The sequence below is a fragment of the Microcoleus sp. N9_A1 genome (assembly GCF_036701795.1).
In the GTDB taxonomy this organism is placed as follows: domain Bacteria; phylum Cyanobacteriota; class Cyanobacteriia; order Cyanobacteriales; family Microcoleaceae; genus Microcoleus.
Genome location: NZ_JAUBRI010000014.1, coordinates 95,321 through 115,404, shown reverse-complemented (window position 1 = coordinate 115,404; position 20,084 = coordinate 95,321). Strand labels below are relative to the sequence as shown.

The 20,084-nt window shown below is 46.5% G+C and carries 17 protein-coding genes; 10 read left to right on the top strand and 7 right to left on the bottom strand.

All coding sequences use genetic code 11. The features are described from left to right. Nucleotides 1–157: 157 nt before the first annotated feature. Nucleotides 158–622, bottom strand: a complete 465-nt coding sequence (locus QUA58_RS09440) for a retropepsin-like aspartic protease (RefSeq protein WP_333256398.1) — start codon at nucleotides 620–622, stop codon at nucleotides 158–160. Between the two features lie 499 nt (nucleotides 623–1,121). Between QUA58_RS09440 and carA the strand changes: the two genes are divergently transcribed. The 5 genes from carA (at nucleotide 1,122) to QUA58_RS09415 (ending at nucleotide 5,868) form a co-directional block, all read left to right on the top strand. After that, a complete protein-coding gene (gene carA / locus QUA58_RS09435) occupies nucleotides 1,122–2,279 on the top strand; it encodes a glutamine-hydrolyzing carbamoyl-phosphate synthase small subunit (RefSeq protein ID WP_333256401.1) in 1,158 nt (385 codons plus the stop codon). A 153-nt stretch (nucleotides 2,280–2,432) separates the two neighbouring features. After that, the gene (locus QUA58_RS09430; RefSeq protein WP_333082737.1) at nucleotides 2,433–2,789 is read left to right on the top strand and encodes an STAS domain-containing protein; all 357 of its coding nucleotides are present in this window, start codon (nucleotides 2,433–2,435) and stop codon (nucleotides 2,787–2,789) included. Nucleotides 2,790–3,172: 383 nt separating this feature from the next. After that, nucleotides 3,173–3,619 carry a ribonuclease III domain-containing protein gene (locus QUA58_RS09425; protein ID WP_333256403.1) on the top strand — a complete coding sequence of 149 codons (447 nt, stop codon included), beginning with the start codon at nucleotides 3,173–3,175 and terminating at the stop codon, nucleotides 3,617–3,619. Between the two features lie 262 nt (nucleotides 3,620–3,881). Continuing rightward, nucleotides 3,882–5,309: a 23S rRNA (guanosine(2251)-2'-O)-methyltransferase RlmB gene (gene rlmB, locus QUA58_RS09420; protein WP_333256405.1), complete on the top strand. Its 1,428-nt coding sequence runs from the start codon at nucleotides 3,882–3,884 to the stop codon at nucleotides 5,307–5,309. Nucleotides 5,310–5,601: 292 nt separating this feature from the next. Further along, on the top strand, nucleotides 5,602–5,868 hold the full coding sequence (locus QUA58_RS09415) for a DUF1816 domain-containing protein (protein ID WP_333256408.1): 267 nt from the start codon (nucleotides 5,602–5,604) through the stop codon (nucleotides 5,866–5,868). Nucleotides 5,869–6,016: 148 nt separating this feature from the next. On the opposite strand, the gene QUA58_RS09410 is transcribed toward QUA58_RS09415, so the two are convergent. The 3 genes from QUA58_RS09410 to QUA58_RS09400 form a co-directional block, all read right to left on the bottom strand. Then, nucleotides 6,017–6,853 (bottom strand): alpha/beta hydrolase, encoded by an 837-nt coding sequence (locus tag QUA58_RS09410; RefSeq protein WP_333393794.1) that lies wholly within the window; start codon nucleotides 6,851–6,853, stop codon nucleotides 6,017–6,019. 56 nt (nucleotides 6,854–6,909) lie between these two features. Next, nucleotides 6,910–8,211 carry a serine hydrolase gene (locus QUA58_RS09405; RefSeq protein ID WP_333256414.1) on the bottom strand — a complete coding sequence of 434 codons (1,302 nt, stop codon included), beginning with the start codon at nucleotides 8,209–8,211 and terminating at the stop codon, nucleotides 6,910–6,912. Between the two features lie 199 nt (nucleotides 8,212–8,410). Then, nucleotides 8,411–8,866 carry a helix-turn-helix domain-containing protein gene (locus QUA58_RS09400; protein ID WP_333256417.1) on the bottom strand — a complete coding sequence of 152 codons (456 nt, stop codon included), beginning with the start codon at nucleotides 8,864–8,866 and terminating at the stop codon, nucleotides 8,411–8,413. A 1,103-nt stretch (nucleotides 8,867–9,969) separates the two neighbouring features. Between QUA58_RS09400 and gatA the strand changes: the two genes are divergently transcribed. Together gatA and QUA58_RS09390 are read left to right on the top strand one after the other, a co-directional pair. After that, nucleotides 9,970–11,430 carry an Asp-tRNA(Asn)/Glu-tRNA(Gln) amidotransferase subunit GatA gene (gene gatA / locus QUA58_RS09395; protein WP_333256420.1) on the top strand — a complete coding sequence of 487 codons (1,461 nt, stop codon included), beginning with the start codon at nucleotides 9,970–9,972 and terminating at the stop codon, nucleotides 11,428–11,430. A gap of 142 nt (nucleotides 11,431–11,572) precedes the next feature. After that, a complete protein-coding gene (locus tag QUA58_RS09390; RefSeq protein WP_333393792.1) occupies nucleotides 11,573–12,547 on the top strand; it encodes an alpha/beta fold hydrolase in 975 nt (324 codons plus the stop codon). Between the two features lie 102 nt (nucleotides 12,548–12,649). Here the strand turns inward: QUA58_RS09390 and QUA58_RS09385 are convergent, their stop codons facing one another. Continuing rightward, on the bottom strand, nucleotides 12,650–13,393 hold the full coding sequence (locus QUA58_RS09385; protein ID WP_333256425.1) for a pentapeptide repeat-containing protein: 744 nt from the start codon (nucleotides 13,391–13,393) through the stop codon (nucleotides 12,650–12,652). A 581-nt stretch (nucleotides 13,394–13,974) separates the two neighbouring features. Here QUA58_RS09385 and QUA58_RS09380 point away from each other — a divergent pair. The 3 genes from QUA58_RS09380 to QUA58_RS09370 all read left to right on the top strand — a co-directional run bounded on the left by QUA58_RS09380 (nucleotide 13,975) and on the right by QUA58_RS09370 (nucleotide 17,677). Further along, on the top strand, nucleotides 13,975–14,625 hold the full coding sequence (locus QUA58_RS09380; RefSeq protein WP_333393790.1) for an ATP-binding protein: 651 nt from the start codon (nucleotides 13,975–13,977) through the stop codon (nucleotides 14,623–14,625). Nucleotides 14,626–14,922: 297 nt separating this feature from the next. Beyond that, nucleotides 14,923–15,261 carry a DUF3593 domain-containing protein gene (locus tag QUA58_RS09375; RefSeq protein ID WP_333256433.1) on the top strand — a complete coding sequence of 113 codons (339 nt, stop codon included), beginning with the start codon at nucleotides 14,923–14,925 and terminating at the stop codon, nucleotides 15,259–15,261. Between the two features lie 325 nt (nucleotides 15,262–15,586). After that, nucleotides 15,587–17,677, top strand: coding sequence for a serine/threonine-protein kinase (locus QUA58_RS09370; protein WP_333393788.1), 2,091 nt, complete (start codon nucleotides 15,587–15,589; stop codon nucleotides 17,675–17,677). Here the strand turns inward: QUA58_RS09370 and QUA58_RS09365 are convergent. Next, nucleotides 17,654–19,312: a helix-hairpin-helix domain-containing protein gene (locus QUA58_RS09365; RefSeq protein ID WP_333393787.1), complete on the bottom strand. Its 1,659-nt coding sequence runs from the start codon at nucleotides 19,310–19,312 to the stop codon at nucleotides 17,654–17,656. The genes QUA58_RS09370 and QUA58_RS09365 overlap by 24 nt on opposite strands. Beyond that, a complete protein-coding gene (locus tag QUA58_RS09360) occupies nucleotides 19,305–20,084 on the bottom strand; it encodes an endonuclease (protein WP_333393786.1) in 780 nt (259 codons plus the stop codon). Before QUA58_RS09360 ends, QUA58_RS09365 begins: the two co-directional genes overlap by 8 nt.

Here is a 20,084-nt window from a genome sequence, read left to right as displayed (position 1 = left end):
AATCCGGGTTTGCCATCCCCATGAGGACTCGGCGGTTGAAACCGCTACTACACAAACAAAGTCCGCCTTCGCGGACTAAGAAATAAACGGGATATTTAAGGCGGATTTGGTATTAGTTGTTATTTGTAGCAACTAACAACTAACCACTAATTTCTTTTTAAGAGCGCGATCGAAATTCAATGACATCTTGCTTAATAGTCACATCTTTATTACCAAAAAAGTCGTGTCCCAACAGTCCGATATCTAGGGATGGCGAGACTGCGACAACTACATTGTTAACTGCCAGACCACCTGCTTCCATAGAAGTCAGGCGACCGAGGGGAAAAGTAGCCACTCCGTTGGGAGTTTGTGCTTGCACTGTTCCCTGGAGAACAACGCCCAAGGCTTTAGCCATTGCTGGTGTAATTACTGTGCCACTAGCTCCAGAATCTACCATCATCTCGAACTTTTGTTTGCCGTTAAACGTGACTTCTATGACCGGGATATTAGCCTCTCGGCGTTTGATTTTTGCCTGAAACACTCCCGACTTTGCCGCCGCCGAAGTGGTGGGAGTCAATCCTTCGGGTAGAAAACCGCAGACTGATTGGCTGAGGTTGAGGGTTCGGCCTGACGAGCTCCGCATGAAGCATCCCTCACTTTCTTGAGCAACTGCTGGCGAGGAGTTGGCAACAGTCCCTATTAAAATTGAGCTGCTCAGAGAAATAACTGTTGTTACAAGCAGTAACGGTTTGCACAGTTTTTGAGAGTTCAGTAGAGGCTTGTATAAGTTTGAGAGTAAAGGCAAGGGAGATTTACTAGCCATAGTTTCGTTAAACGGTGTAGCTCGATCGTAACAGCGACAACTGCCTTTTGGTATAGATTTGGTAGAGATATAGAATTTCCGCCCGCCGCCTAAGCTGCTGGCAGATCAATTGCTAGCGCAGGGGGAGATGCAGAATTTGCACTTATTGCTGCTTTTTGATTGCCTGTGGCATAAGTGCCTTCTGCCTCCGGCCTCCGGCATAAGTGCCTTGCTTTTCCGAACCCTTGCACAAATTAAAATAATATCTGTACATTGCCGACTAGCATCAAATCCCTGGCAGTGGTAAGAATTAAACCAAACGAAAGTAATTAAGGATGCCATGTCACTTTCAACTGCACAACCCGCTCTCTTAGTCCTGGCTGACGGTACTGCTTACCGCGGCTGGTCGTTTGGCGCTGACGCCACCGTCGTTGGCGAGGTAGTATTTAATACGGGAATGACGGGCTACCAAGAAGTATTGACCGATCCCAGCTATTGCGGTCAAATTGTAACTTTTACTTATCCAGAATTGGGCAATACCGGGGTAAATCTTGAAGACGAAGAATCCTCGCGCCCGCAAATTCGGGGTGCGATCGCCCGGAACGTATGCAGCAGGCCCAGCAACTGGCGCTGCTCGCAATCTCTGCAAGACTACCTAAAACAGTACGAGATCCCCGGAATTTACGGGATAGACACCCGCGCCCTCACTCGCAAAATTCGCACGGTGGGAGCGATCAACGGTGGCATTTCGACCACGATTCTCGACCAGGCGGAACTTTTGGAGCAAGTGCAAGATGCCCCCAGCATGGACGGGCTGAATCTGGTGCAGGAAGTCACCACTCGCGAGGTTTACGAGTGGTCTGAAGCCACAGATGCGGTTTGGGAGTTCAGTCCTACAGTCAAACCTGCTAACGGCAAAATGTGGACGGTGGTAGCGCTAGACTTTGGGATCAAGCGCAATATTCTGCGGCGTTTGGCGAGTTACGGCTGTCGGGTAATTGTTGTACCCGCCGACACGTCAGCCGAGGCAATTCTCAAATACAACCCGGATGGCATTTTTCTGTCCAACGGGCCCGGAGATCCGTCGGCGGTAACGGAAGGAATCGCGACTGCAAAAGCTCTGTTAAAGTCGGACAAACCCGTATTCGGCATCTGCATGGGACACCAAATTTTGGGACTTTCCTTGGGCGCAGAAACTTTTAAACTTAAGTTCGGCCATCGGGGATTGAATCATCCAGCGGGTTTAACTGAGCAAATAGAAATTACTAGCCAAAATCATGGTTTTGCGATCGACCCCGATTCCCTAGTCCCGGAAGTAGAAATTACTCATCTCAATTTGAACGATCGCACCGTAGCCGGATTGAAGCATAAAACTCTGCCACTGTTCTCAGTGCAGTACCACCCAGAAGCCAGTCCGGGCCCGCACGACGCCGACTATTTATTCGATCGATTCGTGCAGTCAATGCGAGACAATCAGAAAGTAGCCAGCAGTAAATAGTCCGCAGTCAGCAGTCAACCGTTAATGACTGCTGCCTCAAAAAAACTAAAAACCACTGACCAAAAAAAACTGTAGACAAAAGACCAAAAAACTCCTATAATGAAGCCTCGACTTTAAGCCATATCTAGCTAGGAGGGTGTCATTTCTGAGTCATTGACCCTGACCGTTAGCCTCAGAGGCACTCGCGAAGTCAGGAATAACTGTCAGTTATTTCGCCTGACGGGCCTGCTGGACGCTTTTTCTGAGGCCACTTTTCGGAAGGTAATAAGCAAATGTATTGACGACGGCCCAAAACACGTAATTTTGGACTTGTCTCAGATAGACTTTGTGGATAGTTCAGGCTTGGGCGCACTTGTGCAACTTGTCAAAAAAGCCCAAACCTTGGAAGGGACTTTGCAAATTGTCTCAAATCCCCGCGTAACTCAGACTGTTAAACTGGTTCGCTTAGAGAAATTTTTGTCTTTGCAGCCTTCGGTTGATGAGGCGGTAAAAAACGTCAAGGATGCTTGACGCCAAAGTGGATTAAATTAGCTATCCGGTTCTAAACGCTGGATAGCAAATTTTTATTTTTTTGCTGGTAAAACAATACCAATTTACCCAGAAGCTGCGACACGCGCCAGCCGCTATTTCCCCGATGCTTAGAGTTTCGGTGGATGGGCAGTAAAATATGTGTGGCAAACACGCGGAAAAATGGTATAAAAATTAGAGCATCCCGATTTGGTAAAAAGCCTTTTTTAGGAGTGCGATCGTCGCGCCAAGCTTTGCCTATATATCTCGCTTCGCGATCGGACAGCGAACACTCCTGTGAAAGCTATAATTGCTGAAGTAACGAAAGACGAAATAAGTAAGTGACTAGAAAAACCAAGCTGTGCGGAAGTTTTATTTAAAAAAGTATGTCGCCGGAAGCAGATGACGGGCTCAAACTGAGTCTGACGGATATCAGTTTAAATCGAGTGCATCCTGCGAGGGCTACACCAGCAGAAATAGAAAGAATTTCGCCCGCAGCCTGGGCATATTTGGGAGATGCAGTGTACGAACTCTACGTTCGGAGTTCGTACTTAGTGCCACCCAGAAGATTGCAAGCTTATCACGAATTAGTGGTGGGGCAAGTACGAGCCGAAACTCAAGCGCGTCATTTGCGATCGATCTCTCCTTACTTGAACAGTACAGAATTAGCAATTGTCAAGCGCGGCCGCAATGCTGCAGCGGGCCGTTCTAAGCGAGCAGATCCAGAGATATACCAACAAGCCAGCAGCTTAGAAACTTTGGTCGGATATTTGTATCTCACCGATCCCGAAAGATTGACCGAACTTCTGGCACTTTTAGATCTTGAGACTTAAAGGATTTAGCAGTTAAGAGTTGGGAGTGGGTAGGGATTAATTAACCATCCTGGCACGGCTAACACAAAACAGCAAAAATCTCGATCGGCAAAACAGGATTTATCAGTTATTAACTAGCAATTTGAACACAGCAAAATCCTTGCTCCCTCCCTAGAATATCTAAAATCTCAAAGCTCCAAGATGGCTCCCTCAATCAAGAATCTCACATCTACAATCTACAATCGATTAGCCTTCAGCCAAAACGTTTGACCACAAGAAACCAATGAGAAAATTTACCAGACCAAACTCCTCGCGATCGAATTCCGACAGCAAGCCATTCAAAAGCGAAGGCCGCCGTCAGGACTCACAACCATCCTCTCCCCGCTTTGAACGCAAGCCCCGTCCCGACACTCGCGGAGTAGACGCGCCTCAAAAGCGATCGACCTTCGCCCCGCAATCACGAGAAATGCCCGTGAGAGCAATTTTCAAACGGAGAGTCGATTCCGACAGCCAACCGGAAATTCGCAGAAATAATCATTTCAAAGATAGAGACAGCAGCCCGCAGGAATCCAGGGGCAATTATTACCAAGACAGAGACAGAGACAGAGACAGCAGCCCGCAGCCGGCCCGCAACAATTTCCGAGACAGAGACAGCAGCCCGCAGCCGGCCCGCAACAATTTCCGAGACAGAGACAGAGACAGCAGCCCGCAGCCGGCCCGCAACAATTTCCGAGACAGAGACAGAGACAGCAGCCCACAGCGGGCCCGCAATAATTTCCGAGACAGAGACAGCAGCCCACAGGAATCCAGGGGCAATTATTACAAAGACAGAGACAAAGACAATAGCCCGCAGGAATTCCGGGGCAACCATTTCAGAGACAGAGACAAAGACAGAGACACTCGCCCTGTTGACACTGCCTCAAATACAGTCGTGCAACCAGACGCAGACACAGACGACATGATTTACGGCCGCCATGCGGTGCAAGCAGCTTTAGAAACAAACCAAGTCCTCAACCGGATCTGGGTTGTTCCCCACCTGCGCTACGATCCCCGCTTTCATAGCTTGCTAACCGAAGCCAAAACCAACGGCAGCATCATTGACGAAGTTGACGATTTGCGCCTTGACTACATCACGCGCAAAGCAAACCACCAAGGCGTAGCCGCTCAAGTATCAGCCTACGAATACCTGGATTTGAGCGAACTGATCGCAAAGGCTAAGTCGGCTTGCGAAGATCCAGTAATTGTGGTAGCAGAAGGACTCAACGACCCGCACAATCTAGGGGCGATTATTCGCACCGCAGAAGCATTGGGATCTCAGGGGATGGTTATTCCGCAGCGGCGGGCTGTTGGGATTACCTCGGCAGTGAGAAAAGTGGCAGCAGGGGCATTGGAAAGCCTGCCCGTGGCGAGGGTTGTCAATCTTAACCGGGCGCTGGAAGAACTCAAAGAGGCTGGATTCTGGATTTATGGCACTGCAGCAGGCGTCGGTCAATCTATAGAGACAGTCAAGTTCTCTGGGCCCACTGTTTTAGTGGTGGGTGGTGAAGCTGACGGTTTGAGCCTTTTGATACAGCGCGGATGTGACGGATTAGTTTCAATTCCTTTAAGGGGCCATACTCCTAGCCTGAATGTCTCGGTAGCAACGGGGATGGCTTTATACGAAATTTACCGTCAGCGCGGGCCCAAAAAGTTTCACGTACACGGATCGTAAAGGTGCTTGAAAAAAAGAGCACAACAGAGTAGTTTATTGTGGATGCCGCCCAGAATTGAGCAGCACCACACCCTGAACAAGTAAGGATAGCCGATCGACTTTCGTTACTTGTTCAGGCGAAAGTAGAAGGGGCTTTCCCTCTACGTTCAAACAGGAATTCGACACCAATCTATTTAGATATCAGCTTTAAATAGGTTTGGATCGGTTCTTGGTAGCAGTCAGCCACCTGTAAATAACAAAAACCTGTGTTCGCAGCACCCTGAAAACACCGTCAAATACATTAGAAAAGCAGATGAAAGAATTCTTGATTAGCTTGCTCAATTTTTTCGGATTGGCTTGGTGGGTTGAAGTTAAAACTTCAGCGCCGCGGTGCATTTACTATTTTGGCCCGTTCTTAACCGATGGAGAGGCGGAATCTGCAAAAGCAGGATATGTAGAAGACATAGAAAATGAAGGGGCAGAAGGTGTTAATGTGTCGATTCACCGCTGCAAACCAATTACTTTGACTGTTGCAGAAGATTTGGGAAAGTTTGGTGATGGAGGGCTGTTGCCTGTTTAGAGCGGTCAGTAGAAACATGGGGGTATGGGGGTTTTGAGTTTTGAGAGGGCTACACTTCCCTCGGAACGTTGTGCGGTTTTGAGTTGTGAGTTGTAACCTCAAAACTCTTGACTGTTGGGTGATAAATTGCTTGTGACACACTCAAAACTCAACACTCGCAATTGCCAACTGCTTCGGGATGACTCTCAATCCAATGATCGATGTCTGCGAGTACCCGATCGGGAATTTCCCAAGGGAACAAGTGGGCTGTATTTGGATAGCACTGCCACTGACAATTGTGGAGGTGGCGGGCTGTTTCTAAACTGGATGCCGAGGTGATGTGCCGATCGGCTTCTCCGGCCAACACCAAGCTCGGACATTGAATGTCGCCCAGGTGGATCAGTCGATCGTATCCAGCCCTCAGAGCGGTATTTAACGCCTTGGTGGCCGGGTTGGAAGTCTTTAGGTAGGCGGGGGTACCTGCCTGTGCTAAGTAGCGGTAAGGGGTGGCTTTCTGCTGCTGTATCAAGTAGCGAAAGAGCGATCGGCTCGCAAAAGTATCAATATTCCACTGCCAACCGGGTAGGGCCCAATTGATAATTCCGGCTAAACCAGTGTAAAGGTTATCTTGCCAAGAGATGGGAGGGTGACTTCCTCGCGGTTTTGCTGCGGATGCAAGGAGAATCAAACCGGTGACTCGCTGGGGATATTTCATGGCTAATTCCAGGGCTAAAATCCCTCCCAAAGACCATCCGATCACCAAACATCGATCGACTCCTAATCTATCTAATAGTGCTTCTAAATCGACCAGATGATCGGTCATTTCAAAGAAAGTTGAGGTGCGGCTGTTGCCGTATCCGCGCAAGTCGGGGGCGATCGTTTGGAAGCGTTTTGATAGGTGCTCTGTGAAAACCGACATACAATCGCCGGAACCGGGATGGCCGTGCAAGCAGAGAATCGGAAACCCTTTGCCTTTGACGGAAACACTGAGTTGTTGATGCGGCATTTTTTAACTGTTTGGGCGGTGCGTTGTCCCCCGCTGTAAATTGTATATTCCAGCGGTTAAAAGCTGGGGTTTCGGACAATGTAATCGGCAATTTTAGAAATAGACTGGCGCATTTGTATATCGCCACTGCGGCTATCAATCACAGTCATTACATAGGCTTCGCCGTCAATGCTCATCGCTAAAGTTGTGCCGAGCACCCAGGAATTTTGGCCTGTTTTTTCCCCCAACCACTGAGCTTTCGTTCCTTCCAAGGCGGCAAATCCCAGAGCGTGATCGTACTGGCGGTTGAGAGTTTCTATTAACAGTTTAGCACCGGGTGTTTCGCCGTTGTAAATTTGCACCATCATTTCGGTGAGTTCGTTTGCAGTCACACGGTTGCGACCCGAACCGGGGTTGGAGGGCATAATTCTTTCCCCCATCAATTTGAAGTTGACGCGGGTGACTTCGTAGCCGGTATTATCTAAATATTGATTGATGTAATCCGAACCTAAATAATCGATTAGTTGATTGGTGGCGATATTGCTGCTGCGATAGATCATTTCTTCTAACAGTAGCTGTAGCGGGTAATTGCGATTGGAGGTAATCTTTGCCGATGCGTCTTCAGTGAAATTACCCCGATTGACGAATACTTCCTGGTTCAGACTAATTTTTTCTTTTTCGACTTTTTGCATCAGGGCGACAGCAATCGGCAATTTAATTAAGCTGGCCGGACTGACAGGAGGTACATCGCCCCGGAGGTTTACGCACTCTCTAGAAAGGTTGCAAATACCGATCGAAGCTTGAGCAGACAAACCGCTTTCCCGGGCAAGCGTACCCAAAAAATCAGATTTTGCTTGCTGCACTTGAAAGGTTGCTGCTGTTAAATTTTCCCGGTATTCTTGAGCTTTTGAGGCAGTGAGGGAAGCTACAAATGAATTTTGAGGAACTTCCTGCAAGTTGTTGAGGGCCTGGTTCCACAAAAATTGAGTTTGCTGCGAAGATTCGATCGACTTATTTTGCTGCCGTTTAGTTTCTACGGCTCGGTTGGCTAAACGGACTGCTTGCTGTAAGTTGTCGTTAGCCCTCTGTTCTACTAATATTTGAGCTTCCACCGCTTGCAACTGCTGTAGCAGTTGTTCTTGAGGATTAGCCGCGAAGGGAACTAAGCCGGAAAGGATGGTTGGTTCTGGGGAGGGAGATGAGGGTTGTTCTAATTCGGTGATCAGCCGATCGCGAATTTTGTAGAGTTCGTCTAAGGAACGCGGGTTAGATGATTGAGAGAATGAACTTGCGATGGTTAACATCTGAACCAGTCCAATGCCGGCTACTACTGCCGCCATCTTGTTGGCGATCGACAAAAAACGCCTGATCTCTGGCATATTTAACATCCTCAACACAACCAAATTCTATATAAGCAGCTATTGTTACATCAGTCAAACGGTTTTAGATCTTAGATAGGAGAACAAATCTAAAATCTAAAATCTAAAATCGTTTGATCGCGCCAATGTGGCAAAATAACCAAAATAAAGGGAGCGATCGCACGAAGGCAATCAACCCCCTCTAAATATTGCGAACTATCTACTTTCTGCGCCGCCGTCGCCAGTCAGCACCCAACCGCTTGAGATAATCCCAGCCGCGTTGGGGCCAGACATGATCGCTACCAATCTTTTCGGCAATCCAGCGAGCGACTTTGGGGCCTGTCCAGTCTCCGCCGTCGGGGGCAGATCCTTGCAGCGCTTGTCGCAGTTCTTCTTGCTGTTCAGGATTCAGCAAGGATTTCGCAGGAGGGGGCTGGCGGTCTCCGCTGCGATTTCTCACAGAGTTAGGCCCTTCTCGGTTGTAGCGCTGGACAATTTCTTTGGCATAGTCGTAGTTGAGGCCTACGACTTGGGCTGCTTGTTTGATAGTCCAATTTCTGGAAACTAACAGCAGCAAGTGCCAGCGGCGCGACTCTGTGGTGTTTTGTGCCTGCCGGTAGCGAATTTTGAGTTCCTCTGCCGTCAGGTGGGTTTCTAAGTGAGCTTTAGGTGGCATTCCTCCAACGGGGCATCGGGAACTTCTTACCATATATCTTTGGTTTTGGGGATAATTCCGGATGAAATTATTTTCCTGGGGATCGTGGTGGCAAATACCTAGCTTTTTTTAGCGCAGAGGCACGCAGCTAGTCGCACTTAAGGAAGGACTGCTGTTTTTTTGCAGGTGCGGGCAACAGGATACCTCGGCGTGGCGGTGAGCGTTCCGAGCTTTTTTGTGAATCCCAGATTTCTGACAGGCTTTTTGACCCGTGGCACAATGGGCGTGGATGGGAAAAGGTCGATCACTATTTTCTTCGATCGCGCAGTCGCCATTAATTCACTCGGATGACTGATAACTTTCAGTAATTTTTGACTAAAAAAGTGATCTTCATAATCTGGTTATAATTATTAGGGAATGTGCCGCCATAATCTCATATTTTATTCTCATAATTTTCTGTTAGCAGTTTAATTTTTTTTAATAGTCAGGAGGTGACTAATCTCGTAAAAAATTACCTTCAGATGCTTTGATATATGTTTTTACGAATAAATTGTATCCAACAAAAATGGTAAATTATTCTCAGGTAATATCTTAATATTATCTGAATATATTTCCCGGAATAAAGCAGTCACAATCTGGGATGAGTGTATTTCTTATGCCATTTTCTGATACCATAAATCCTGGGTTTCGTTGAATAGAAGCTGGATTATAATATTTTATAATTTAGAGGACAGAATTGGGACTGACTGATTTCCTAATGATTATGATATTGCATACACATTCTTGGAGGTAGAACCTAATTATGTAGGAGCAGTATTGCACACCTTACCCCTTACTTATATAAATCTCGCGTCAAACCACTTTTTGCATCAGTCCTGATACAGTTGCATTATTGGTTTGTTAAAAGAGTAGGTAAAAAACTTGATCGCTATTTTGTGTTAGGTGCGATTTGGGGAATTTAATCTATTGTAGATAAAATGACCGATCGCGCGTTAGCGGAGCCCTCTTCGAGGCTCGAACTTTCGCCACAAAAATAGCCGACTTTGCCTTCGGGCTGTAAGCAGGTACAATTGCCAGTTATATTAACTGTATTGTCTCAAAGTAGAAATGATAAAGGTACGAGCATGGCATCCATCCGCGAGTTGCACCGACAACTGGTCAATAAAGAACGCTCTGCTGTGGAAATTACTCAAGAAGCATTAGACCGAATTACCCAGCTAGAGCCGAAGTTGAAAAGCTTTCTGTGCGTGACAGCAGACAGCGCATTGGCGCAGGCCCATAAAGTGGATGCCCAAATCGCAGCCGGAGAGCAAATTGGCCTGTTGGCCGGCATCCCGATCGCCGTTAAAGATAATATGTGTACCGAGGGCGTTCCCACAACCTGCGCCTCTCGAATTTTGGAGAATTTTGTTCCTCCCTACGATGCCACCGTCGTCTCGAAACTCCAAGCAGCCGGTGCGGTGATTGTGGGTAAGGCGAATATGGACGAGTTTGCAATGGGGAGCTCGACGGAAACTTCTGCTTATCAAGTTACCGCGAATCCTTGGGACTTGGAGCGCGTTCCCGGAGGGTCTTCTGGCGGTTCTGCCGCAGCGGTAGCCGCTGGAGAATGCGTCGTGAGTTTGGGTTCGGATACTGGGGGCTCAATCCGCCAACCTGCTGCTTTTTGCGGGTTGGTGGGGCTGAAACCGACTTATGGGTTGGTTTCTCGCTACGGTTTGGTGGCCTATGCTTCTTCTCTCGATCAAATCGGACCCTTTGGCCGGACTGTTGAGGATACGGCGATTTTGTTGGGGGCGATCGCCGGTTATGATCCGAGAGATTCTACGAGTCTTAATGTCCCAATTCCTGACTATGCTCAAGCTTTAAGACCCAGTTTGCGACCAAAGGGTCAGATTAGAATTGGTGTAATTAAAGAAACTTTTGGTGTCGGGTTGGAATCGGGGGTTAAAGACGCTGTTACTAAGGCGATCGAGCAATTTCAACAATTGGGCGCAGAAATTCAAGTTATTTCTTGTCCCCGGTTCCGCTACGGTTTGCCCACTTACTACATCATTGCTCCCTCGGAAGCTTCGGCAAATTTGGCGCGATATGATGGAGTCAAGTACGGTTTCCGATCTCCAGATCCCGATAATCTTTTGGATATGTATGCCAAAACCCGCTCTCAAGGGTTCGGTGCGGAAGTTAAACGCCGGATTGCGATCGGCACTTACGTATTGTCGGCTGGATATTACGATGCCTATTATCTAAAAGCTCAAAAAGTTCGGACTTTGATTAAAGAAGACTTTGAAAAAGCTTTTTCTCAAGTTGATGTTTTAGTCTGTCCCACTGCTCCTACTACCGCATTTAAGGCAGGCGAAAAATTCAATGATCCTCTGAGTATGTATTTGTCAGATTTGATGACTATTCCCGTGAATCTTGCTGGTTTGCCAGCTTTGAGTTTGCCCTGCGGATTTGATGATAAAGGACTGCCCGTGGGTATACAACTGATTGGCAATGTTTTGCAAGAGTCTCGGCTATTTCAAGTGGCTCACGCTTACGAACAGTCTACGAATTGGCACTTACACCACCCGGAATTGGATTAATTTTTGAAAATGGGCGGAATGCTGCGGCGGAAGTTAGTAATCGATCTTGGCTAATTGTCTGAATTAATCATTTGCCATTAGCTTTTGAGCGATCTCTAATTTCCCGCGTGCTCTATCTATGAACAAGTTGCTAGTATTCCTTTTGTCTAAATCGCTAATAGCTTTTGGGATAGTTTTGGCCGTTGCTTATTCTGCTGCTTGTGTATTCCTATTTGTAGCCCAAGGTAAGTTTATCTTTTTTCCTGCGCGGGCGATCGAAACTACGCCAGATGATTTTCAGTTGAAATATCAAGATGTCTGGCTGCCAATTCCAACTAAAACAGGCGCGGTGGACAGCGTGCACGGGTGGTGGATTCCTGCCTCGGAAACCCCCCCCAAGGTTCCGGGAGAAGTCAGAAAGGCCGTTCGGGTTCACCCATCGGAAACCCCTCTTACTCCTCCCCTTAACAAGGGGGGGCTGGGGGGGGTTCCGGTTCATCCCCTTAACAAGAGGGGGTTAGGGGGGGTAGTTTTGTACCTGCACGGCAATGCTTCAAATGTGGGAGGAAATGTCGAACACGCTTATCGATTTCATCGATTAGGTTTGTCGGTATTTGTGATGGATTATCGTGGTTATGGAAAAAGCCAGGGCGATTTTCCGAGTGAATCTCAGGTTTATGAGGATGCTCAACTTGCTTGGGATTATTTGGTGAAACAGCGGGGGATTAACCCGAATCAAATTTATATCTACGGTCATTCTTTGGGAGGGGCAATTGCGATCGATCTAGCCGTGCGTCACCCGGAGGCGGCGGGGTTAATCGTAGAAGGCTCTTTTACTTCGACACGGGCGATGGTGAATTTCCAAAAAGGGCTGTTTTGGATGTTTCCGATCGATGTTTTGCTGACACAGCGGTTTGATTCTCTTTCAAAAGTCGATCGCCTGCAAATGCCTGTGCTGTTTATTCACGGGACTGCTGACAATGTAGTTCCAGTCGAAATGACCAAAAAACTGTTTGAGGCAGCACCTGAACCCAAACAGCTTTACATAGTTCCTGATGGAGGTCACACTAATGTGGCACATATCGGGGGCGCAGAATATCTGCAAATACTGAGCCGATTTTTAGGTTCTTCAAAGTAGATAAAAGCTATTGGCGGTAACAGGTTAAGTTTGATATCTGTACCGCCTACTCGCCCTTCTAACAGTACATATTAAACAGAGTAGTGATGGCGATGATACTGCTTAGTATAACCTTAATACATTCAGCCACCAGTCATTCAAGGCATAGCAGTAATTACAGTAATTGTTCGTGCTTATAGCTTGTTCTTTCTTAACTTCGCAGCCTCGCCGAGATGTTGTTCTGTTCGGCATCCGGGCGCCGCAGAGATTGGCATCTGTGAGATTAGTTTTGTTCAATCTCGCATCGGTCAAGTCGGCCGCTCTGAGGTCGGCACCGCTGAGATTTGCACCGCTTAAATCGGCTTCTTGGAGGTCAGCACCGGTGAGATTTGCACCACTTAAATCGGCATTTCTCAGGTCGGTTCTATTTAGTTTGGCGGCGCTCAAATTACTGCATTTTAAGTTAGCCAACTGGAGGGATGCGCCTCGAAGAGAACTCTCGCTGAGGTTAGCATTTTCTAAGTTTGCTCCCCTGATGTCGGCCCTGCTCATGTCGGCTTTGCTGAGGTCGGCGTCGGCCAAAAAGGCGTTTCTCATGTTGGCGTTGTTTAAATTAGCTTCCATTAAGTCAGCCGCAGTCAAGTCGGCATCAACTAAGTCGGCCCTGCTGAGAGTGGCGCGGCTCAAGGAAGCGCCAAACAAATCTGCACGGCTCAAGGAAGCGCCAAATAAGTCGCATCCGGGACATCCTCTGGTTTCTAGCAGCCGCTTGACTAGAGACAGATTTTGAGCTTGTAAGGGAAGTGCGGCGCAAAATGGGAGTAGCAGTATCGCTGCAGCCAGAATTGTCAGTTTGATTTTGGTCATAGTCTGGGTAAGTCCTGTAACTGCCTTTCATCACCGAGTTGTCTGCTGGACTTACACGCGCGGGCCCAAAAACCCGGTTTCCTCGTTAATTTCTCGCTGTCCAACCCAATATTCTTAGCAAAAACCGGCTTGTTGGCGTAAGTCCTAGTCTAGTGCATTGACGCGGCTCGACGGTGTAAGGTTCGATCGCGCTCACGGATATTACTTACGCCTTTGGCATGAGAGCACTTCCAGGCTCCCTTCCAGCTTCCAACGGCCCGAAGCCGGCGCTCAAGGCCAGGGATTATGGAGCTTGCGACGGCTGCGACAAGTCACCGACTCCGACAACGGATAAGTATTTGTAATCGATGCACTTGGATTTGGCTGCCGAGGGCGTGAGTTCTCCGTACAGGCGAGAGCTAAATAAGCCAATTGGCTTAGACTCTTAAGACATATTGCTGATGCGCTGCCTTCTAAAAGAAGATAGCATTTTTGTGTGATCCCCGAAATAATACCGAGCCAGCAAGTATAAAAAAAAATACCACGTGTCTCGGCGGGTGGGAAAATTGGGTACAGCTAATACTTTCAGATGAGGAAAATAGATGTCGAACAGCATAGATCAACTTGCAGAAGGCGGCAGGGGGATCAAACTCATGTGGCAGATTGCAGACGAGCTCAGTTACACCCGGACTCTCGACAATCGAAATTGTTTGTCGCTGAGCAAAAGCTACGAAGTAGAAAGTCGCACTGGCTCCCAAAATATAAAAAAAGCTAGCGTTTTAGATGGGTTAATGAATTTATTAAACACCTGGGATTGGCAGACTGAAAAACAGCAGGAAGAAGAGCTGCATGAAACTTGTGTGCAACATATTAGCCTGCAAGTCAACACAGATGTCAATGCTTTCACTCAAGTTTTGTTGTGGTTTGAACAGTTGAAAGATATATCGCTCCCCAATGAAGTTTGGTGGGACTTGCAGTTGGCGTTGGCTGAAGGTTTCACTAATGCAGTTCGCCACGCTCACAAAAATCTACCAGTAGAAACTCCTGTTCAACTGGAAAGTAGGGTGTTTAACGGACGGTTGGAACTCAAAGTTTGGGATTGCGGGCCGTGTTTTGATTTTGATGCTAAGCTCAAGGAAATTCTGGCAGCAGATAGAAATAACGGCTTGGATTTAGAGGTTTTGAACGATGCTTGCTTGATGCCGAGCAGACAGAAAACTTTGGCACCGTCTCTATTTCTAATTGCTGGGTAGCTTTGGAGTGAGAGACAATTAACAGACTGGCACGGTGCAAAATGTGTTATGCTGAAAACGGTGTTAGGGGAAAAGTTACGGGTTTTGTCTCCGCGTGGGTGAGGGGTTTTGAATACTGCCAACCTGCTGCGGCTTGGGTTAAGAGCTATGGTCTTGGGTGATTCTATAGCGCTTTGATAGAAACGGGTGCATCTGTCTAATTAAATATTAAAAACCAAACATTAAAAGTTAAAAATTATTAACACTAATTTGTGATATTTTAATTTATCATAGTATCTGGTCGCTCACCAATTACTAATGATTTCCAAAGAAACTTTATTTGTTCTGTCTCTATTTCCCTACTTAGGATTTCTCTGGTTTTTGACTCGATCGGGAAAAACACCCCGTTTAGCTCTGATGGGATTTTACGGTACTCTCGTTTTTGTAGCGGTGACGATTCCCGCCGCAATTTACGCCAAAGTTGCCTACAACGAGTCACTAGCAAATGTCGATTGGCTGCACGGTTCTGCGGAACTATTCTTAACACTTGCCAATATTTTATTAGTTTTAGGGTTTAGAGAAGCGGTGATTAAAGCCAAAGCATCCTCACAGAAGGGTGGCGAGGAGCAAGAGTGTCTTTTAGATGGGGAAGAATAGCCGGGATGGATCATCTCAGTTTTGTATTTACTCTCCGCATAAATGCTCCAGAATAGCCGTAGTTAACAGTTAATTGTTAACATACCAGTTGATGAGCCGCCAACCTGCAAAATTTTAGGAAAGCATTAGAATATATGGAAACTCACATCAAGCACTTCTAGTGTCCTCACCTTGGTTTCTTGCCACGGGCTCAACTTGAGAGCCGAGATTTTGGGTTAAGAAAGCGAGTTTCTCAGGTATTATCGAGAATAGTGCTCTGTGAGTGGAAACAGGCTACCATGTTGCTAAGTTTAGCTGTGGTGGCAATCTCCAGGCAGGAAAAAAGATGAGCTATTGCCTCAATCCCCATTGCCAAAAGCCGCAGAATGCTGACTCAACCAATTTTTGTCTGGCGTGCGGCTCTAAATTGCTACTGAAAGAGCGTTACCGCGCCATTCAACCTATCGGTGAAGGAACATTTGGCCGAACTTTTTTAGCTGTCGATGAAGATAGGTTAAAAACTCGCTGCGCCATCAAACAATTTTTTCCGCAGGTTCAAGAAAAGGCAGAATTAGAAAAGGCAACTGCACTGTTTAAACAAGAAGCTCAGCGGCTGTACGAACTCGGAGAACACCCGCAGATTCCAAGTTTGCTGGCTTCTTTTGAACAAGCCAAACGTCTGTATCTTGTGGAAGAGTTAATCGAGGGAAATAATTTGTTTCAGGAGTTGCAGCAGCGGGGAGCTTTTAGCGAAGAGCAGATTTGGGAATTGTTGATCAATTTGTTGCCTGTTTTGCAATTTGTTCATGAACAGCAGGTGATTCATCGGGATATTAAGCCGGAAAATATTGTGCGGAGAACTCCCCAAACCTTGTGGGCTGCGGCGGGATATGGCACCTCAACTCCTGGTAAAGGAAAAGGAGGGGCAAATTTACCTCAATCTTCTGCTGGTATGAAAGGGCTAATTGTCGCTGAATCTCCTGCTGTACAGGGGAATGCCAGGGGGGGTCAGTTTGTGCTAGTAGATTTTGGAGTTGCTAAGCACATTACCGGTCTTTCTGAGGCGCAAACTGGGACGATAACTGGAACTGCGGGCTATGCGCCAATCGAACAAATTCGCAGTGGCAAGGCGTATCCAGCGAGCGACCTTTACAGTTTGGGTGTTACCTGCATTCACCTGCTGACTGGGGCGGTGCTGAATGATTTGTTCGATGCTTTGGAATGCAAATGGATTTGGCGATCGCACTTAGCGCAAAAAGGCATCAAAGTCAGCAAAAAATTAACAAGTATTTTAAACAAATTGCTCAAAGATTCAGTAAGAGAGCGATATCAATCCGCTGCTGAAGTGCTGCAAGACTTAGTACATTTCGGGCAATATCCCCGCTCTCAAATCGCTTATAATTATCGACCCAAAATAGCTATTAATTCGGCAGTAACTAACTTGCAGCAAAATAGATCAACCGCCGTCTCTGTCGCGCCGCTCCACAAGATTCACGTTGCAACTGCTGCCCCTAGCAACCATAAATTATTGTCTCGTAACTGGCACTGCGCCTGCATTCTTCACGGTCATTCAGGCTCGGTTAATGCTGTTGTAATTAATCCTCAAGGCAATATTATTGCTAGCGCCAGCGACGATAAAACAATTAAGCTGTGGAACCTGCAAACAGGTGAATTGATTCATACTTTTTTCGGCCATTCTGCAACGGTTGATGCTGTGGCTATCAGCCCGGACGGGAGAATGCTGGTTAGCGGCAGTTTTGACAGAAAAGTTATTGAGTGGAAGCTGGATAAAAAGGCGATGATTCGCGAGTTTTACAGCGATTACGGTTCGCCCTACAGTCACCGGTACGGCTCCGTATATTCGGTGGCTTTTAGCTGTGATGGAGGCGCAATTGCGAGTGCTAGCGGCGACAAGAGTATTAAACTGTGGAACCAGCACAACGGAGCTTTGGTGCAAAAACTTTCGGGACATTCTGACAAGGTTTTATCTGTGAGTTTCCGCCCTCAAAGTATGATTCTGGCGAGCGGTAGTGCGGACAAAACTATTAAGATTTGGCGTGTAGGTATTGCGGAGAGTGTACGGACTTTTGTGGGTCATTCGGATTGGGTTTATGCGATCGCCTTTAGTCAAGATGGCAAGACGATTGTCAGCGGTAGTGCGGACGCTACGCTAAAATTGTGGAATGTCGATACAGGGGAATTGATTAATACTTTGAACGGGCATTCTGACGCGGTTATTTCGGTGGCGATTAGTCCCGATCGCTCTATTGTGGCTAGCGGCAGCCGAGATGGTACGGTTAAACTGTGGAACTTGCAAACAGGCGTATGTTTGTGCAGTTTGGTTGGGTGCAATCCGGTGGCTTTTAGTCCTGATGGTCAAACTTTAGTCACCGGTGGGGATGGCGACGAGGTGTTAGTTTGGCGGGCGTTTGTTTAGTTGGGCGAGATAGTTGAGATACTGGGAAATGCGATCGACCTCCGCGTCAAGTAAACGACTGGCCCAAGAATGTATGTTAAGTTGCGATCGCACTTCTCGAAACACCGCAGCATCCCCGCGATTGTCGAGAGGGAAAACCCAAGCATCAAATCCCGCCGACTTGAGACGGCTAACAGCGCCCTCGCCATCTTGTACCCACAACTGACGGTTGATGCGAAGCGGTTGACAGGAATATTCACCGACAACGATTCCCCCGACAGAAACGCTAGCATCCTCTCCACGATTGGAAAGTTCTTGCAAAATAGCTTTCAGGGAATTGAGATTTTTCGTATCTTGCACCTGCGGCGGTGTAAGCTTGACAATCACCATTTCTATAACTTGCACTGGTTTTGTCGATCGGGCAAAGTTAACCGGTTCCGTCGCCAAATAATTTGGTCTTTCCGGTTGCGCCGCCCAAGAACTTTGTGTTTCCGATTCCCTCGCCCAAGAATTTTGTATTTCCGGTTGGGCTACCTCGATTTCCTCTGCAACTTGTGAATTTTCTACAGGCTTTGCAGTGTCTACAATTATCTGAATTTCTTCGCCGTCTTTCTCTATTTTTCCACCAATTAGCAAGATCGCATTTTCTACCATGTAAGGTTTCAGTTGTTCGTAAGCCTTGGGAAACACAACAGCTTTGATTTGATGTGTCAAATCTTCTAATTGCAAAATTGCCATCGCATCGCCCTTTTTTGTCACTACAAGTTTGATAGCGTTGATCGTGACAATAACCGAAACTTTCCCTTTTTTCTCCGCCAACTGTGCCAGAGTCACAACATCTGGATCTTGATTAGATTCAAGCAGAAACTTGAGGGGATGTTCTGATACATAAAAACCCAGCAATTCTTTTTCTAAACGCAATTTTTCCTGTGTATCAAAATCTTTGACAGTCTTTGATTTTGGTGCAGACTCAAATTTATTCGCCGAGTTCCCAAAGCTATTCCCACCCAACAAGTCAAACAGATTACCTTGACCGCTTTCCCGGTCTTTCTTGCGGTCTTGAGCCCATTTCATCACCCCTTCGAGGTCGTTTACCAATTGCTGGCGGTTGGAATCGATTTTGTCAAAAGCACCGCACTGAATCAAGGCTTCTAGGGCGCGGCGGTTGACAGAATGTAGATTTACGCGATCGCACAAATCCGGCAGCGACTTAAAATTACCCCCTTCTTTGCGCGCCTCTAAAATATTTTCAATAGCGCCCTCACCCACATTTTTGACCGCCGAAATCCCAAACAAAATTTTATGTTTTTCGGCCTTTGTCATCTCTGTAGGAAGCGGCGTAAAAGTAAGTTCAGAGCCATTAATATCAGGTGGCTCAACGTCAATCTTCAGCTTGAGACAATTAGCAATATATCTCTGTACCTTCTCCTGGTCGCCTCTGTTAGCAGTCAGCAGTGCAGCCATGTATTCTACAGGAAAATTCGCCTTTAAATAAGCAGTTTGGTAAGTGATATAGGCATAGGCCATTGAATGAGATTTATTAAAACAGTTAGATGCCACCAGACTATTTTCTAGTGTAAAATTATGATCTCGTTCAACCCCAATGTCATATACTTCTTGAGTTCCTAGTGATTTTCGACTAATAATTTTAACCATGTTTGTAACTCCTGAGAATATCTTCAATTTTAGTTTTTTTTCGTTGCAGACCCAATCTGGGATACTGATAAACAAAATCATAGAACGCTTGTATGTTTTTCCGACTAAATATTCTCCAGTAATAAACTTTTTTGAATTGATGTTCTTGTACAGAACCCATTCCTAAGTGCCTTGCTAGTTCGCAGGCAAATTCAAAGGAACCGACGATGCAGACTAAACCACCACTTCTACCTTTATTTGCATAAGCACAACCGTCACCATCAAAGTAGCCTAACACATAAGACCCTAAATATTTTAAGTTCGGGAAATAAGTAACTCCCGAAAAAGTTCTTCCTGTTATAATACCGTACCCGCGTAAAGACCTTGCTAGTTGTTCTGAAGAAAAATTTATTCGGTAGTGAGGAGCATAATTTTGAGGCTGAACAACTCTAATTTCACCAGAGTATTGTAGCTCTATGCTGAGCATTTCTGTCAGTTCTTTGTCGATAGATTCAAAAGCTACATAATTAGTGTGAGTAGCGCAGCCATCAGCAGCTATAAATCCTAATAAATAGGCTTGAGCTTGAGAGTCAATTACATCAAAATAGCTTTCATTTAAAGTATAGCGGTTTCGCCGCTTAGTATTAATGTCAGCTTCTTTTAAAACTCTTGAAACCGCTCTTTCGCTCACACCAAGGTAGTTAGGAATTTCTCGACACTCCATACCATGATTAAAAGCAGAAATGATTTGTTGCTTGTGTTCGGATTTTAGTTTTCTATAGTCGAGATACAT